General features: G+C 62.7%; 19 protein-coding genes. 14 read left to right on the top strand and 5 right to left on the bottom strand.

The genetic code is table 11. The features are described 5' to 3' along the window. Positions 1–121: 121 nt before the first annotated feature. From PAQ31011_RS13260 to PAQ31011_RS13225, 8 genes are all read left to right on the top strand, one after another. Positions 122–736 carry a MotA/TolQ/ExbB proton channel family protein gene (locus PAQ31011_RS13260; RefSeq protein WP_150576238.1) on the top strand — a complete coding sequence of 205 codons (615 nt, stop codon included), beginning with the start codon at positions 122–124 and terminating at the stop codon, positions 734–736. Between the two features lie 15 nt (positions 737–751). Beyond that, the gene (locus tag PAQ31011_RS13255) at positions 752–1213 is read left to right on the top strand and encodes an ExbD/TolR family protein (protein WP_150576237.1); all 462 of its coding nucleotides are present in this window, start codon (positions 752–754) and stop codon (positions 1211–1213) included. Further along, positions 1210–2286 (top strand): tetraacyldisaccharide 4'-kinase, encoded by a 1077-nt coding sequence (gene lpxK / locus PAQ31011_RS13250; RefSeq protein WP_246179542.1) that lies wholly within the window; start codon positions 1210–1212, stop codon positions 2284–2286. Before PAQ31011_RS13255 ends, lpxK begins: the two co-directional genes overlap by 4 nt. Next, positions 2267–2473, top strand: coding sequence for a Trm112 family protein (locus PAQ31011_RS13245; protein WP_039400921.1), 207 nt, complete (start codon positions 2267–2269; stop codon positions 2471–2473). Before lpxK ends, PAQ31011_RS13245 begins: the two co-directional genes overlap by 20 nt. Positions 2474–2484: 11 nt before the next feature. Next, on the top strand, positions 2485–3297 hold the full coding sequence (gene kdsB / locus PAQ31011_RS13240; RefSeq protein ID WP_150576466.1) for a 3-deoxy-manno-octulosonate cytidylyltransferase: 813 nt from the start codon (positions 2485–2487) through the stop codon (positions 3295–3297). A gap of 262 nt (positions 3298–3559) precedes the next feature. Further along, the gene (adk, locus tag PAQ31011_RS13235) at positions 3560–4225 is read left to right on the top strand and encodes an adenylate kinase (RefSeq protein WP_150576236.1); all 666 of its coding nucleotides are present in this window, start codon (positions 3560–3562) and stop codon (positions 4223–4225) included. Positions 4226–4408: 183 nt separating this feature from the next. Continuing rightward, on the top strand, positions 4409–5167 hold the full coding sequence (locus PAQ31011_RS13230; RefSeq protein ID WP_150576235.1) for an SDR family NAD(P)-dependent oxidoreductase: 759 nt from the start codon (positions 4409–4411) through the stop codon (positions 5165–5167). 201 nt (positions 5168–5368) lie between these two features. Next, positions 5369–5863, top strand: coding sequence for an Mpo1 family 2-hydroxy fatty acid dioxygenase (locus PAQ31011_RS13225; RefSeq protein ID WP_174990102.1), 495 nt, complete (start codon positions 5369–5371; stop codon positions 5861–5863). Positions 5864–5959: 96 nt separating this feature from the next. Here PAQ31011_RS13225 and PAQ31011_RS13220 read toward each other — a convergent pair whose 3' ends face one another. Both PAQ31011_RS13220 and murJ read right to left on the bottom strand, forming a co-directional pair. Beyond that, a complete protein-coding gene (locus PAQ31011_RS13220) occupies positions 5960–6826 on the bottom strand; it encodes a SirB1 family protein (protein ID WP_047905754.1) in 867 nt (288 codons plus the stop codon). Positions 6827–6867: 41 nt separating this feature from the next. After that, on the bottom strand, positions 6868–8466 hold the full coding sequence (murJ, locus tag PAQ31011_RS13215) for a murein biosynthesis integral membrane protein MurJ (protein WP_425495107.1): 1599 nt from the start codon (positions 8464–8466) through the stop codon (positions 6868–6870). A gap of 134 nt (positions 8467–8600) precedes the next feature. On the opposite strand from murJ, the gene rpsT reads away from it, so the two are divergent. Next, entirely contained in the window at positions 8601–8873 is a 273-nt protein-coding gene (gene rpsT, locus PAQ31011_RS13210; protein ID WP_010807144.1) for a 30S ribosomal protein S20, read from the top strand. Between the two features lie 307 nt (positions 8874–9180). Here rpsT and PAQ31011_RS13205 read toward each other — a convergent pair whose 3' ends face one another. Beyond that, positions 9181–9495 (bottom strand): DUF3579 domain-containing protein, encoded by a 315-nt coding sequence (locus tag PAQ31011_RS13205; RefSeq protein ID WP_039400937.1) that lies wholly within the window; start codon positions 9493–9495, stop codon positions 9181–9183. Positions 9496–9858: 363 nt separating this feature from the next. On the opposite strand from PAQ31011_RS13205, the gene argF reads away from it, so the two are divergent. The 3 genes from argF to PAQ31011_RS13190 all read left to right on the top strand — a co-directional run bounded on the left by argF (position 9859) and on the right by PAQ31011_RS13190 (position 12948). Beyond that, positions 9859–10785, top strand: a complete 927-nt coding sequence (gene argF / locus PAQ31011_RS13200; RefSeq protein ID WP_150576232.1) for an ornithine carbamoyltransferase — start codon at positions 9859–9861, stop codon at positions 10783–10785. 387 nt (positions 10786–11172) lie between these two features. Further along, positions 11173–11496: a pyrimidine/purine nucleoside phosphorylase gene (ppnP, locus tag PAQ31011_RS13195; RefSeq protein ID WP_039400939.1), complete on the top strand. Its 324-nt coding sequence runs from the start codon at positions 11173–11175 to the stop codon at positions 11494–11496. An 87-nt stretch (positions 11497–11583) separates the two neighbouring features. Further along, on the top strand, positions 11584–12948 hold the full coding sequence (locus PAQ31011_RS13190; protein WP_150576231.1) for a patatin-like phospholipase family protein: 1365 nt from the start codon (positions 11584–11586) through the stop codon (positions 12946–12948). On the opposite strand, the gene murB is transcribed toward PAQ31011_RS13190, so the two are convergent. Then, the gene (murB, locus tag PAQ31011_RS13185; protein ID WP_150576230.1) at positions 12938–13963 is read right to left on the bottom strand and encodes a UDP-N-acetylmuramate dehydrogenase; all 1026 of its coding nucleotides are present in this window, start codon (positions 13961–13963) and stop codon (positions 12938–12940) included. The genes PAQ31011_RS13190 and murB overlap by 11 nt on opposite strands. 201 nt (positions 13964–14164) lie before the next feature. On the opposite strand from murB, the gene PAQ31011_RS13180 reads away from it, so the two are divergent. Further along, the gene (locus PAQ31011_RS13180; RefSeq protein ID WP_150576229.1) at positions 14165–14650 is read left to right on the top strand and encodes a YajQ family cyclic di-GMP-binding protein; all 486 of its coding nucleotides are present in this window, start codon (positions 14165–14167) and stop codon (positions 14648–14650) included. A 103-nt stretch (positions 14651–14753) separates the two neighbouring features. On the opposite strand, the gene plsY is transcribed toward PAQ31011_RS13180, so the two are convergent. Further along, positions 14754–15362 (bottom strand): glycerol-3-phosphate 1-O-acyltransferase PlsY, encoded by a 609-nt coding sequence (gene plsY, locus PAQ31011_RS13175; RefSeq protein ID WP_150576228.1) that lies wholly within the window; start codon positions 15360–15362, stop codon positions 14754–14756. 221 nt (positions 15363–15583) lie between these two features. Here plsY and PAQ31011_RS13170 point away from each other — a divergent pair, with 221 nt between their 5' ends. Further along, positions 15584–16426, top strand: a complete 843-nt coding sequence (locus PAQ31011_RS13170; protein ID WP_217424864.1) for a LuxR C-terminal-related transcriptional regulator — start codon at positions 15584–15586, stop codon at positions 16424–16426.

The raw sequence follows: 16426 nt of genomic DNA, 5'->3' as shown, positions 1-16426 counted from the left end.
TCCAAAGGTTGTCCACATCCTTGTGCTCGTCAGGTGTGGAAAACGGTGCTTGCCCATCCCCCCCCTGCACGCTACAGTTCGGACTCGTTTGCCCATCCCCCGCAACAAGCAAGAGGTCTCTTTGTTCGCCGTCATCCAGGCCGCCGGCTGGCCCATCTGGCCACTTCTCATCGCTTCCGTCATTGCCCTCGCCCTGATCGTCGAGCGCGCCCTGTCGCTTCGCCGCACACGCGTGCTGCCGACCGGTGTGCTCGAAAACGCGATCACGCTCGCGCGCCGCGGCGCGGCCAAGCAGGACGCCACCGAAGCACTGGCGCGCGGCTCCATGCTGGGTCGCGTGCTCGCAACCGGCGTGCGCTACGTCGCCCACAATCCGCAGGGCCCGCGCGAAGGCGCGAAAGAGGCACTGGAGGAAACGGGGCGTGCCGTCGCTCATGAACTGGAGCGCTTTCTGCCCGCGCTGGGCACCATCGCCTCGGTCGCACCGCTCATGGGCCTGTTCGGCACGGTGGTCGGCATGATCGAAATCTTCGGTGCGCAGGACGCAACGGGCACCGATCCGGCCCAACTGGCGCACGGCATCTCCGTCGCGCTTTACAACACCGGCTTCGGGCTGATGATCGCGATTCCGGCGATGATTTTCTATCGCTACTACCGCACCCGCGTCGACGCCTTTCTCGTCGAACTCGAAACGCAAGCGGTCCATTTTCTCGATGCCACGCTGCCGCGGCACTGATTCGAGAGACATGCGATGAATTTCCGTCGAGGTCTCTCCACGCGCGACGAACCGGAGATCAATCTGATCCCGCTCATCGACGTGCTGCTCGTCATTTTGATCTTTCTGATGGTCACGACGACCTACACGCGCTACACCGCGCTGAAGGTCAATCTGCCCACGGCGGACGCGGAAAAGGCGGTCGTGCCGCCGCGTCAGATCGTCGTTTCGGTCGGTGCCGACGGCAGTTATGCGATCGACCGGCATGCGCTGGCGCAACGTGACGTTGCCGGCCTGACGGCCGCGCTGCGTCAGGCGGCCGGCCCTGCCAATACCGGTGCCGAGCCACCGGTCATCATCATCAACGCCGACGCAAAGAGCGCGCATCAATCCGTCATCAATGTGATGGAAGCGGCACGCGAAGCAGGGTTGTCGCGTCTGACCTTCGCCGCCCGTTCGACGACGGCGCACGGCGCGCCTGCGCAACCGTCCCGATGACACGACAAACACCGCGACAGCCGGACACCGCGCAGGGTGCGCGCGCTCGCGCCATCGTACCGCGCCTGTCGGGCTCGCTGGTCCATTGGGTCACGGCGCAGTGGCAACGCCGGGGGCTCGCCGCCTGGCTGCTGTGGCCGCTTTCGTGGGTCTTCGGCGGCATTGCCGCATGGCGACGCATGCGTTTTCGCCGTGGCTGGAAAACATCGACGCGGCTGCCGGTCCCGGTGGTGGTCGTCGGCAATCTTACGGTGGGCGGCACGGGCAAGACCCCGACCGTCATCGCGTTGGTCGGCGCGTTGCGTGAACACGGCTATACGCCCGGTGTGCTTTCGCGCGGCTACGGGGCGAAGCTGACACGGCCGACGGCAGTCGTGCAGACGGCACGTCCGGAAGACGTTGGCGACGAACCGCTGCTGATCGCGAAACGGACCGGCGCGCCCGTGTGGGTCTGGCCATCGCGCGTGGAAGGCGGTCGGGCGCTGCTTGCGGCGCATCCTGAATGCGACGTCATCGTCTGTGACGACGGTCTTCAGCATTACGCCCTGGCACGCGACGTCGAAATCGCGGTCTTCGATCACCGCCTCGGTGGCAACGGTTTTCTGCTACCGGCGGGGCCGCTGCGCGAACCGTTGTCGCGCCAACGGGACGCGAACCTCATCAACGATCCGTATGGTCGAACGCTGCCGGAGTGGCCCCACACGTGGCGTCTGACGCTGACGTTGGGCAATGCGTGGTGCGTCAGCCAGCCGTCGCTCACGCGCGCGTTGTCCCACTTCGCGGGTAAGCGCGTGCTGGCCGCCGCCGGCATCGGTGCGCCGGAGCGGTTCTTCGCGGCATTGCGCGCAGCGGGGTTGCAGATCGAGACGCTGGCGTTGCCCGATCATTACGACTTTGCGACGAATCCGTTCGACGGCGTGGCCGCGGACGCCATCCTGATCACCGAAAAGGATGCAGTAAAATGCGTCACCTGGTCCGACCCGCGTGTGTGGGCCGTACCTGCCGAGGCAGCGCTCGATGCGCGCCTCGTATCACTGGTAGTGGAGAAATTGCGTGGACAACCGACTGTTTGAGATTCTCGTCTGCCCGTTGTGCAAGGGCCCGCTGGAGCTGGATAAAAAAGCCCAGGAGCTGATTTGCCATGCAGACAAGCTCGCTTATCCGATTCGTGACGGCATTCCCGTCATGCTGGCCGACGAAGCGCGTCAGTCCGTCGAAGGCACGCCCGTTCCGATGAACGACGACAAGTCTGCATCGTGAGCGAAACGACATTGCGTACCGGCGCACCGAGCGGCACTGCCGCCACGGTCACCACCGACTTCGTCGCCGTGGTGCCTGCGCGCCTGGCGTCGACGCGCCTGCCCAACAAGCCGCTCGCCGATATCGGTGGCAAACCGATGGTCGTGCGTGTCGCCGAACGAGCACGCGAATCGGGGGCACGTCAGATTGTCGTGGCGACCGACGCACAGAGCGTTGTCGATGCGGTATCCGCCCACGGATTCGACGTCGTGCTGACGCGCGCAGATCATCCGACGGGCACCGACCGTCTGGCCGAGGTCGCCGTAGCGCAGGGCTGGCCGGACGACACCATTGTCGTCAATGTTCAGGGCGACGAGCCGCTGATCGATCCGCGTCTGGTGCACGCCGTCGCCGCCCATCTGGCCGAACACCCCGAATGTGCGCTGTCGACAGCAGCACATCCGATTACCGACAACGCAGAGATCTTTTCGCCGAACGTCGTCAAGGTCGTGCTCGATGCACACGGCCGCGCGCTCTATTTCTCACGTGCGCCGATTCCGTGGTCGCGTGACGCCTGGTCCGCCGGACTCGCGAGCGTCGCCACGCTGCCCGCCGCCACCACGCCGGTGTTTCGTCACATTGGCCTGTACGCCTATCGCGCCAAGTTCCTGCGCAGCTACCCGAGTTTGCCGCAGGCACCCATCGAGACGGCTGAATCGCTCGAGCAATTGCGTGCGCTTTGGCATGGCGAGCGCATTGCCGTACTCGTGACGGACGATGCCCCGCTGCCGGGCGTCGACACGGCCGAAGACCTCGAACGCGTGCGCGCATTGCTGAAAAACTGACGTCGAAGCGCGTCCCGGAAATCGCATCGGCGCGACACCGGGCCGTCTGCAAAACGCCGCCGGGCGGGCATGACGTGGCATAATCGCTCTGATTCTCGCGAGCAGACCTCCCGGTCGCGCGCGTCGCGCACTGCCGGGCGCGACGTCTGCGCGCAGCGCGGTTCGCCGGTCCACAGGACCCGCAACCGCCGCAGAGCACCGGAGACGCACCTGCCTGCCGCACGCACAGCATTCACAAATCACAAACTTTCAGGAGTCATCGATGCGTCTGATTTTGTTGGGGGCACCCGGGGCCGGCAAAGGCACCCAAGCCACTTTCATCAAAGAAAAATTCGGCATCCCGCAAATCTCGACCGGCGACATGCTGCGCGCCGCGATCAAGGAAGGCACGCAACTCGGCCTCGAAGCCAAGCGCTTCATGGATGCAGGCGATCTGGTGCCGGACGGCGTCATCATCGGCATGGTCAAGGAACGTCTGACGGCCGACGATTGCAAGAACGGTTATCTGTTCGACGGTTTCCCGCGCACCATCGCGCAAGCGGAAGCCATGAAGGAAGCCGGTGTCGCCATCGACTTCGTCCTCGAAATCGACGTGCCGTTCGATGAAATCATCACCCGCATGAGCGGTCGTCGTACGCACCCGGCATCGGGCCGTACGTACCACGTCAAGTTCAATCCGCCGAAGGTCGAAGGCGTCGACGACGTGACCGGCGAACCGCTCGTCCAACGCGACGACGACAAGGAAGAAACGGTCAAGAAGCGCCTCGCAGTGTATGAGTCGCAAACCAAGCCGCTGGTCGCCTACTATTCGGACTGGGCCAAGCACGGCAGCCCGGGCGCGATCGTCGAAGCACCGCAGTACCGCAAGATCTCGGGCCAGGGCAGCGTGGATGAAATCCGCGCGCGCGCGTTCGACGCACTGAAGTAAGGCGACCGGGACAATCGGTCGATGCCGCCCCGCGATTCCGTGTTGTTCACAACGCGCGCGGTCCGGCAGACGGTAGTACCGGGGGTTACGGGGGCTGTGGAGGTTGTGCCCCGTCAGTGACGCCACAAAAAGAAGGCGGCCAGTTCATACTGCGCCGCCTTTTTTGCCAATGGAGGATGACGCATGGAAATTCAGGGCAATGTGTTTCTGATCACCGGTGGCGCCTCAGGGCTCGGCGCGGCAGCTGCGCGTTGGCTGGCAGGTCTTGGCGCGAAGGTCGTACTCGCCGATGTGAATGTCGACGAAGGCGAAGCGCTCGCCGAGAAGCTCGGGGGCAAGTTCGTGAAATGCGACGTCACCCGGGAAGACGACGGCAAGGCCGCCGTAGCCGCCGCACAGGTCCTCGGCACGTTGCGCGGGCTCGTCAACTGCGCGGGCATCGCCATCGGCAGCAAAACCGTCGGACGTGACGGCCCCCATCCCCTCGACGCCTTTGCGCGCGTCATTCAGATCAATCTGATCGGTACTTTCAACATGATTCGGCTCGCGGCCACCGCCATGAGTCAGGGCGAACCGAACGGCGAAGGCGAGCGCGGCGTGATCGTCAATACGGCGTCGGTCGCCGCTTACGACGGCCAGATGGGACAAGCCGCCTACGCAGCGTCGAAAGGCGGCGTAGCCAGCCTGACGCTGCCGGTAGCACGAGATCTCTCGCGCAGCGGCATTCGCGTGATGACCATCGCGCCAGGCATTTTCGAAACGCCGATGATGCTCGCCATGCCCGCCGAAGTGCAGGCGTCGCTCGGTCAGATGGTGCCGTTTCCGCCGCGACTGGGCCGACCTGCCGAATACGCGATGCTGGTCGAACAGATCGTGCGCAACCCGATGCTGAACGGCGAAGTGATTCGTCTGGACGGCGCGATTCGCATGCAGCCGAAATAACGCGTCAGCGGTCGAACAAACGTAGGAAATGGTACGAACGGCGCGCTGCGGACACTTTGTCGCAGCGCACAAAAATGTGGTTCGAACTGTGACTACAATGGAATGCCGGACGCAGATTGCGGTCGGCTCAAGACGCCGGTTCTCATGCTCCAGCCGGTGCTCAGATGTTCTCCCCGTCGTCCCCCGAGGCAGGAGGCTGGCATGAAATCACTGGCGCAACAGATGTCGTTCTATCAGCGCTATCACCGCAGTCCCAAGAACCGTCTCACGCATTTCTTCGGCGTTCCCATGATCATCCTCGCGGTGATGCAGGCGTTCTCGTGGGTGCCGCTCGGCCCCAGCGGCCTGAACGCGACGCACGTGATCGTGCTGGTCCTGCTGATGTATTACTTCCTGCTCGATGTCCCGCTCGCGCTTGCCATGACGGCATTCTTCGCCGTACTGCTGGCGGTTACGCAACATCTGGCGAAACTGCCATGGCCGTGGGCGCTGGCCGTCTTCGGCGTGCTGTTCATCGGTGGCTGGATCGTGCAACTGATCGGCCACCATTACGAAGGCCGCAAGCCCGCCTTGCTCGATAACGTCTTCCAGATCTTTATCGCCCCGATGTTCCTCATGGCCGAAGTGTTCTTCCATTTCGGGTACAAACCGGGGCTCAAGCGCGAAGTGCAGGAATTATCGATGCAGTCTGTGTAGCAAGAGGACTTGCACGGGGCGACGCCCGACGTCAAAACGCCAGCCGGTGAATGCGGCTGGCGTTTTTTATGGGTGACGAACGCTATGGCGCGAAGCTTACCCGTGACTGCCCGGACGGCGGCTCAGATCATCGAGCACCTGGCGAATCGCATCGGCGTCGTCCGCCTCGGGACGCTTGCTCAGATACAACTCAAGGTCGTCCTGTGCAGGACGCACCAGCCCCAGACGCGCATACGCCAGTCCGCGATCCCGCTTCTCGATGGGCTGGTCGGGTAGCACGAGCACCATACGCTCCTGCACCGCCAGCAGCCGCTCCCACCGCTCGTTCTGCGTATAGATAGCCCGCAGATTGCGAAGCATGCGCGCCAGAATCTCACGCGGCGTCGCCGGCTCCAGGAACGGGTGCAGCAACGCCCACAACGCCAATTCCTGAATCGGCTCGGCGCTTTCGTCGCGATAGTGCTTCAGATACGGCTCGACCATTTCGAGCAGACGTTGCGGCGAAAGGGAATTGCCCGAAATGGGATCGATGACGACATCGCCGGCGGGCACCGCGAGGCGCAACAGGAAGTGCCCCGGGAACGAGAGCCCCCGCAACGGCAGCCCGATTTGATGACCGATCTCCATGCACAGCACGGCGAGCGAAATCGGAATGCCGCGACGTCGATCCAGCACCACATGCAGGTGGCTGTTATCCGGATCGTAATAGTCGTTCTGATTGACGGTGAAACCGAGTTCGCGGAAGAAGAAATGATCGAGCAGTTGCAGCTTTTGCAACGGCCCCGCGTCCGGCGGCAGACGCTTGGCCAGACGTGCGGCCAGCGCATCGATCTGCGTGAGCGTGTCCTGCACGTCGAGATCGGGATAGACGTCCTGCGCGATGGCAATGGCCGCTTCGGTCAACGGCAGGCCGTCGTCGGACGCAACCAGCGCAGCAAAATACTCCAGAATTCGATTCGCCATGCGGTATCCGTGAGTTCCGCCACGCACCGCCCGTCAGTGGATCAGGAACGGGTGCGCCGACGGAAGAACGAGAAGTTGAAACCCATGAGGAATAATGCCCCGAAATACACCACGGCGCATAGCACCAAACTCGCGCCAAGCAAGGCAATGCGCGCCAGCGGCCGCGCCCCCAGGGCCACCCAGTCGAAGCTCTGCGTGAACCACAGCAGCACGCCCGCCAGGATCAGACACGCCGCCAGCAACTGGACGAAGAACAGACGCCACCCTGCCGCCGGCCGGTAGATCCCGCGCTTATAGAGTCCGGCGAAAAGCAACGCGGCGTTCATGCACGCGCCGACGCCGATCGACAGCGACAGCCCGGCGTGGGCGAACCAGCGCACAAAAAGGATGTTCGAGAGCTGCGTGGCAATCAGTACCACGATGGCAATCTTCACCGGCGTCTTGATGTCCTGCTTGGCGTAGAAGCCCGGCGCGAGAATCTTGATGAGGATCAGTCCGACCAGGCCGACACCGTAGGCGGTGAGCGCATGCGCCGTCATCACGACGTCGGTCGCGTCGAAGCGCCCGTACTGATACAGGGTCGCCGTGAGCGGCTCGGCGTAGACGAACAGGCCGACCGCGCTGGGCATTGCCAGCAGGAATGTCAGACGCAGCCCCCAGTCCAGCAACGCGGAATACTCGGCGGGGTCGTCGTCCGCATGCGCGCGCGCCAGACTCGGCAGCAAGATCGTGCCCAGCGCCACCCCCAGCAGTGCTGTCGGAAACTCCATCAAACGGTCCGCGTAGGCCAGCCACGACACACTGCCCTGCGCCAGTCGCGACGCAATGTTCGTATTGATGATCAGGCTGACCTGCGCGACCGACACGGCGAGCGTTGCCGGCACCATCTTCGCGAGCACCCGCTTGACGCCGGCGTTACGAAGCGCCGCCGCGATATTGAGCGTGATCCGGGGCAGCATGCCGATGCGGGCGAGCGCCGGGAGCTGGATGACCAGTTGCAACACACCGCCCACGATCACGGCGTAGGCAAGTGCATAGACGGGGGTCTCCAGATGCGGTGCCACCCACAGCGAGGCCACGATCGAGCTGACGTTGAGCAGCACCGGTGCAAACGCGGGCATCGAGAACTGACGCCATGTATTGAGCACCCCTGCGGCGAGCGTCGTGATCGAGATCAGGGTGATATAGGGGAACATCACGCGCGTCATGAAGACGGCGGCGTCGAACGTGCCGTTTTCTCGCGACAGGCCCGTCGCCACGGCGTAGACAACGCCGGACGCACCGAGCACCCCGGCAATCGTGATGGACAGGAGCACCCAGAAAAGCACCGTCGTGACGGAATCGACGAGCGTTTTCGTCTCTTCTTCGCTACGTTGCGATTTGAATTCGGCCAGAATTGGGACGAATGCCTGCGAAAACGCCCCTTCAGCAGACAGGCGGCGCAGCAGATTGGGAATACGGAACGCCACGTTGTAGGCATCGGTCATGGGACCAGCGCCAAACATGCGGGCGATAAGAATTTCACGAATCAGGCCGGTGATGCGCGAAAGCATCGTAAAACCGCTGACCGTAGCGAGAGCTTTGAGCAAATTCATGTTGCGCGTATTATACGCACAGCATTGCAGCAAAGAAGTTGCAATTTCCGTTGGGCTTCGGCTATAATCGTCGGTTTCGAAGTCAATGGATTGCTTCCTGGCCACCGTGTCTCCCAGGGAGCGGAGCCAAACTGCACAGAAGCCGCATTAGGCGGAGCAATTCAAGGAATTCACTGAACATGGCAAATACCGCACAAGCACGCAAGCGCGCGCGTCAAACCGTTAAGATCAACGCCCACAACTCGGCGCTGCGTTCGCGTCTGCGCACGGCTGTGAAGGCTGTTCGCAAGGCAATCGCCACCGGCGACCAAGCTGCTGCCAAGGAAGTGCTGCGCACTTCGGCAAAGACGATCGACATCATCGCTGACAAGAAGATCGTTCACAAGAACACCGCTGCTCGCCAAAAGAGCCGCCTGTCGGCCGCCATCAAGGCGATGTCGGCTGCTGCCTAAGCTGGGTATCCCGCTTAGCTGCAAAGCACTACAAGTTGCTTGCCGGTTCCGACTACGGTCGGGACACTAAAAAGCCCGCTTCATGCGGGCTTTTTTCTATTCCGCATCCCCCTCCCCCCCTCTCATCCCCCGCCTTCATTTCCGCCTCGTTACGTCATACAAAACGCGCAATGCTGCCGAGCGCTTTGAGCGCCACGGGAACGACCGGAAAGGGGAATGTGCCGGAACGGCGGAGATGTGACGAAGCGACGGTGAGTAGGGCCGAAGGCCCGGCACTCACGTCTGGCCGACAACGGCCAAGGGGGATTTATTTGACGTCGGGAACGAAGCAGGCTTCCGTCATTTGCAACCCGTTGTCACGCGCAAAACTCATCACGAAATCGAACATTCTCGGCTCGATATCGCGCAGTCGCTCATCGACAACGACGCACTTGACGTCGCCCACCATCGTCGGACGCACATAGGGGGAGTACTGCATGTATGCGTTCGGGCCAGAATTGCTTCGGCCGCAGAACGACACGGCGCCGCACAGACGCTCCGCCCAGTCACTCGGACGAAACTTCTTGCCATCCAGAGTCAGCCCCTGAATGAAATACTCGCGCGCGGAAACCTGGTCGGTCATATCGCTCAATCACCTCAAAAAACACCTGGCCAGCCGTACGCGGGTAGCGTGGCCGACAGAGCCAGTATTATATCTTATATAAGACTGGAACCTGTCCCCCACCATTGCTGCGGATGTTTTTTTCGGTCTTGCCAGCCGTTTTTGGCTGTGCAGCAGCGGGCTCGATCATACGCTTTTCGTGTGACGGCTAGACGATTTGGTAGACTAGGGTCTGTTCCCCCAAAAGCAAGCAACCGGTAGAACACCTTCACGAGCCTGACCGGGGGACAGGCCTCAAGGCTTGTTCGTCGTGCCGAACGCGTTCGAGTTCCCAGCAAATCTGCGATGAACGCACGCGGGATCGGCCTCCAGCAGAACATCCAAATGACCACCGCCAAACCCATCAAGCATTACCTTCAGTTTTCGGATCTGACGCTCGACGAGTATGACTACGTGCTCGAGCGCACCCGCATCCTCAAGAAGAAATTCAAAAACTACGAGACTTACCACCCGCTGCACGACCGCACGCTGGCGATGATCTTCGAGAAGAGCTCGACCCGCACGCGTCTGTCGTTCGAAGCCGGTATTCACCAGTTGGGCGGTCACGCCGTGTTCCTGAACACGCGCGACACGCAGCTCGGTCGCGGCGAGCCGATCGAAGACGCCGCCCAGGTGATCTCGCGCATGACCGACATCATCATGATCCGCACGTTCGGTCAGGAGATCATCGAACGCTTCGCCCAGCATTCGCGTGTGCCGGTCATCAACGGCCTGACCAACGAATACCACCCGTGTCAGGTGCTGGCGGACATCTTCACGTACTACGAGCATCGCGGCCCGATCAAGGGCAAGACGGTCACGTGGATCGGCGACGCCAACAACATGTCCTACACGTGGATTCAGGCCGCCGAGATCTTCGGCTTCCAGTTCAATATCTCGACACCGCCGGGCTACCGCCTCGATCAGGCCATGGTCGCCGAGTCGAGCCGCCCGTTCGTGCGTGAGTTCGACGATCCGCGCGCCGCCTGCGAAGGCGCCGACCTGGTGTCGACGGACGTCTGGACGAGCATGGGTTACGAAGCGGAAAACGAGGCTCGCAAGGCCGCGTTCGCTCAATGGTGCGTGAACGCCGATCTGATGCAGCGCGCCAAGCCCGACGCCCTCTTCATGCACTGCCTGCCCGCCCACCGTGGCGAAGAAGTGTCGGCGGATGTCATCGACGGTGCACAGAGCGTCGTGTGGGACGAAGCCGAGAACCGTCTGCACGTGCAGAAGGCGCTCATGGAGTTCCTGATGCTCGGCCGCGTCTGACGCCTCCCGCGTACACAACGCATCGAATGCAGGTCAGCCGGGGCACCCTGCCCGGCCACACCGCCCGGACTGGCGCAATGCCGTCCGGGCGGTTTTCGTTACCCCACCGCGATTAACGTTCCGCTATCATCGCTGACGCGCGCCGTCAGCCATTCCTGTGACGTCGCGCGCTTCATCCCGGTACGACACCGTGTGACCCGCCCATCAGCGCCTTTCGGAATTTGCACCGACGCGCACCATATCAGTGCAAATTCGTTGTGCATTGCACAAATTGCAGCCGGGTGGACGCTCGAAACGTGCTAGCATGAATTCACGCCTGGCCCTGACCGGCCCGGCATATTGACTCCCCATCGCGGCATTCGCTCGCATTCGACACAGCATTCGGTCATGACGCAAATTGCAACTCAGTTCGACAACGTTTCCGTAATCAAGCGCGCCAACACGTACTTCGACGGCAAGTGCGTTTCGCACACCGTCCTGTTCCCGGACGGCACGCGCAAGACGCTGGGTGTGATTTTCCCGGCCACGCTCCAGTTCGGTACCGATGCGCCTGAGATCATGGAAGTCACGGGCGGCCGCTGCCGCATCCGTCTGGCAGGTCAGACCGAGTGGCAAGAGTACGCTGCCGGTCAGGAGTTCTCCGTGCCGGGCAATAGCAAGTTCGATATCGAGGTCGTGGAGACACTCGATTACGTTTGCCATTACGGCTAACCGTCCGGCCAGCATCGCGACGGCGCGGGATCTCCCGCGTCATCGCCCTCTCGGCCGGTTCAGCGCGGCCCGGCGCCGCTTCCCACTATGTCGCGACTGCCTCCCGAATCGGCCGACCACGCTGCCGGCCAAGCGTCCGATGTGCCTGAATCGTCTGACGCGCACGCTCCCCTCACCCTCGCTTCGCGTCTCTCGACGTCCGATACGTCCGATACCTCCGATACGTCTCCTGTGATGTCGGCAGATGCCGCAGACGCATTACACACGCCGCCCGACACCTCGGACCACAACCCGGATCTCGAGCCGACCGACGTCCCGCTGCTGCCTCCTGACGGCCACCGCGCCAGCGCGAAAGCGAAGGCCTCCCGCGCACGACGCAATAACGGCGGGCGCAAAGGCATCGACCTCGGCCTGCAAGGTGGCGGCGCGCACGGCGCGTACACGTGGGGCGTGCTCGACAAGCTGCTGGAAGACGGACGTCTGGAATTCGAAGGCATCAGCGGCGCGTCCGCAGGCACCATGAACGCCGTGGTGCTGGCGCATGGCCTGCTCGATCGCCCCAACGTCGATCCGCGCGAGAAGGCCCGTGAGGCGCTGCACAGCTTCTGGTTGGGCGTTTCGCAAGCCGGCTCGTCGGCCACCGCGTGGGCACAAACGGTCTTTAGCTGGCTCAACGGGCGTCCGACCGAGTATCCCGTCTGGCACGACTGGATGCAGAGCATGCAGCAATGGATGATGCCGTTCGCGCAACCACCGGCCGAGATCAATCCGTTGCGCACCGTGCTCGAAGCGCAGGTCGATTTCGAGCGTCTGCGCGAGAGCACCGCAACGCATCTGTTCGTCTCCGCGACGAACATCCGCACCGGCAACATCCGCATCTTCCGAACGCACGAGATCACGCTCGATGTGGCGATGGCGTCCGCCTGTCTGCCGTGGCTGTTCAAACCAGTGAAGATCGACGAGGACTTTTACTGGGACGGCGGCTATCTCGGCAACCCGCCGCTCTACCCCTTCTATTACGAGACGCTCACGAGCGACATCCTGATCGTGCACATCAACCCGATCGAGCGCAAAGAGAAGCCGGTGCTGCCGGGACAGATCATGAACCGCGTGAACGAGATCACGTTCAACGCGTCGCTACAACGCGAATTCCGGGCGATCTCGTTTGTGCACAAGCTACTCGACGAAGGATGGCTGAAGCCGGAGTTTCGCGATCGGCTGAAGTACCCGCTGATCCACTCGATTCGCGCCGACAAGGAGCTTTACGACTTGTCCTCATCGACGAAATTCGTCACGGACTGGCACTTCCTCACGACGCTGCGGGACCGGGGCCGCGAAGCTGCGGAGCGCTGGCTGGCAGCGCATTTCGACGACGTCGGCGTGCGCTCCACGGTGGATCTGAAGCGCGATTATCTGCAACGTCTGCCGGACGCCACCGCCATCAAAGCATGAGCGGTTCGGGGTCGAGCGCGATGCCGAAGCGTTCCTGAACGCTGGCCTGCACGGCGCGGGCGAGCGCCACGATATCGGCCCCCGTGGCACCTCCGCGATTGACGAGCACCAGCGCCTGACGCTCGTGCACGCCCGCGTTTCCAAGCGTCTTGCCGCGCCAGCCGCACTGGTCGATCAGCCAGCCGGCCGCGACCTTCCACGTGCCGTCGGGCTGCGCATAACCCACCGCCTGCGGGAAACGCGCACGAAGCGTCTCGAACGTGGTCGCGTTCACGACCGGATTCTTGAAGAAGCTTCCGGCGTTGCCGAGTTGCGCGGGATCGGGCAGCTTGCGACGTCGAATGTCGACGACCGCATCGAAGATCTGGCGCGCGTCGGGTTGGACGATGCCGGCGTCGGCGAGCGTGCGTGACACATCGGCGTACCCCGTCACCGCTTGCCAGGGCTGCGGCAGGCGCAGCGTCACGGCCACGATGATGTAGCGGCCCGGTTCGCGCTTGAACAACGAATCCCGATAGCCGAAAGCGCAATCGTCGCGCGAGAGCGTGACGAACGCCCCGGTCGTCGTATCGAGCGCACGCACTTCATGGAAGCGCTCGGCGAGTTCCAGCCCGTAGGCCCCGATGTTCTGGATCGGCGCTGCGCCCAGTGTGCCGGGAATCAGCGCCAGGTTCTCCAGGCCAGGACAGTCTTGCGAGAGCGTCCAGTCGACGAAATCGTGCCAGACTTCGCCTGCGCCGCCGCGCACATAGCGAGCGGACGGATCTGCGGGATTGTCCGGGAGACGTTCGCGCCCGCGAATCGCCATGCGCAGCACCACGCCGTCGAAGTCGCGCGTGAGCACGAGGTTGCTGCCGCCGCCGAGCACGAGACGCGGCAGTCCGGCCAGTTCGGGCAGGGCGAGCGCGTCGAGCAGCGCCGCTTCGCTGTCGATGGTCACGACGTAGCGGGCGGTGGCGGGCAGACCGAAGGTGTTGAATTCGCGCAGGCTGACGTCGCGTTGCAACTGAAGCATGGAATATGGGCAGGCCAGTGGGTGTCGCCGTGCCGGACAGCGTCCTGAGGAGGACGCGGGACCGGCGGCTGAATTACAATGTCGGGCGAAAGAATTTTGCGCATCATTATACCGACGGTGCCGTCCGCACCGAGCGCGCCGGACTTACACGGCACGCCCTGCGTGCCATTTCACGAACCCTTAGGAATTCAGGAGAGCCAGATGCCATCGTTTGACGTGGTTAGCGAAGCCAACATGGTAGAGGTCAAGAACGCCATCGAGCAGGCCAACAAGGAAATCTCGACGCGCTTCGACTTCAAGGGATCGGACTCGCGCGTCGAGCACAAAGAGCAGGAACTCACGCTCTTCGCCGACGACAACTTCAAGCTCGATCAGGTCACGCAGGTGCTCATCGCCAAGATGGCCAAGCGTAACGTCGACGTGCGTTTTCTCGACTACGGCAAGGTCGATAAAGTCAGCGGCGACAAGGTCAAGCAGGTGGTGAAGGTCAAGAAGGGCGTCGAAGGCGACCTGGCCAAGAAGATCGTGCGCATCATCAAGGACAGCAAGATGAAGGTGCAGGCGAGCATTCAGGGCGACAGCGTTCGCATTGCCGGTGCCAAGCGCGACGACCTGCAAAGCGCCATGGCGCTGCTGCGCAAGGATGTCACCGACACGCCGCTCGACTTCAACAACTTCCGCGACTAAGCATCACCGCGTTGGTTGCAGACACAAAAAACCCGCAGACTCGCTGCGGGTTTTTTATTGGGCGGACGGAGGACGATGAACGGTAGATTCGTCGCCCTGAGCCTCACTTCGGCTTCTTCTGCCCGATACGGCTTTCCTTGCCTGCGATCAGCTTGCCGATGTTCGCGCGATGGCGATAGATCAGCAGGATCGCCATGACGATCACCGCCGGCGAGTACGGCCCGAAGCCGAACATGAAGACGTAGTAGAGCGGCGCAAACACGGCCGCCACCAGCGCGGCAAGCGACGAATAGCGGAAGAAGATCGCGATGATGAGCCACGTCGCCATCACGGCCAGCCCCAGAATCGGGCTGATGGCGAAAAGCACCCCCGCAGCCGTCGCCACGCCCTTGCCACCGGCGAAGCGCAGGAAAATCGGGTACAGATGGCCCAGGAACACGGCGAGCGCCACGGCCGCAAGTCCGAAGTCGCCCACGCCCCACGCATCCGCAAAGCGTTCCGCCAGATAAACCGCCAGCCAGCCCTTGAGCGCGTCGCCGATCAACGTCAGCACGGCGGCCTTCTTATTGCCCGAACGCAGCACGTTCGTGGCGCCCGGATTACCCGAGCCGTAACTGCGCGGGTCCGCGAGGCCCATCGTGCGGCTGACGATCACCGCAAACGGCACCGAGCCGATCAGATACGCGAGAACGATAAAAACCAGTGTGGCCATGAACTTCTGACGTGAGGAAGATTTGTAATGGCCGCCATTCTACTTGAGACGCCGGGCCTCCCCATTCTGGCAAACACGGGGTTGCGCACTCGCCGCGACGCTTTGGGAATTTACGTCAAGTGCGTACCGACAACGCAGATTGAGGAACCGTGATCGACGTGTACCGGTCTTTTGGGCGTGCGCCTCTTGCGATGTGGCGCGTCAGGAGAACGATTTGAACAATGACAAGCATCCGCGTCGTCATCGCTGATCATCAACCGGCCGTCGTTGCCGGACTGGTCTGCGAACTGGGAAAACACCCCTCATTGGAAGTCCTCGGCACCGCGCGCAGCGTCGCGGGCGTCATCGACATGCTGACGACGACGCCGTGCGACGTGCTCGTGACCGACGCCACCCTGTCCGGCGACCGTCATGGCGAGGATGCATGGCTCATCGAGTCGCTGCACCGGTCCTTCCCCGATGTCCGGATTCTCGCGCTCACGGCCATGAACAGCCCACTGGTGATCCGGCGGATGACCGATCTCGGCATCGCCTCGACCCTTTGCAAGTCGCGCGATATCGACGAGGTCGTGGCCGCCATCCATTCCCTTCATCACGGACCGCCTCACATGCCTTATTTCCCCGTCTACGCGACCGGCGCAACGCACGCCGACGAAGCCCCACAGCGCGACGCCCAGGTGCCGCGTCTGGCGGCAATTCGCACTGCCTTGCTCGCCCCCGCCACCGCACCGCAAACCACATCGACGGCGGTCTCGACGAAGCCCCGAGCGACCTTGCTGAGTCAACGCGAGTCGCAAGTGCTTCGGCTCTATGTATCGGGGATGTCGATCACCGCCATCGCAGCTCAACTGCATCGTACGAAGCAGACGGTGAGCGCACAGAAGCACAATGCCATGCGAAAACTGGGCATCGAAAGCGACGCGCAACTGTATCTGTTTGCGCTGCAAACCGGCCTGCCTGACGACCCGACGCCGCGCGCACCACGGTCGTCCGCGACGAACACACGCGCTATCCCGACGCACCTGCCATCGTCTCTCTCGGCTGCCAGCAACGGCAAAGCCTGA

Origin of the sequence: Pandoraea aquatica, assembly GCF_902459565.1 — a bacterium.
Classification (GTDB): Bacteria; Pseudomonadota; Gammaproteobacteria; order Burkholderiales; family Burkholderiaceae; genus Pandoraea; species Pandoraea aquatica.
This window is presented reverse-complemented; position numbering and strand designations above follow the sequence as displayed.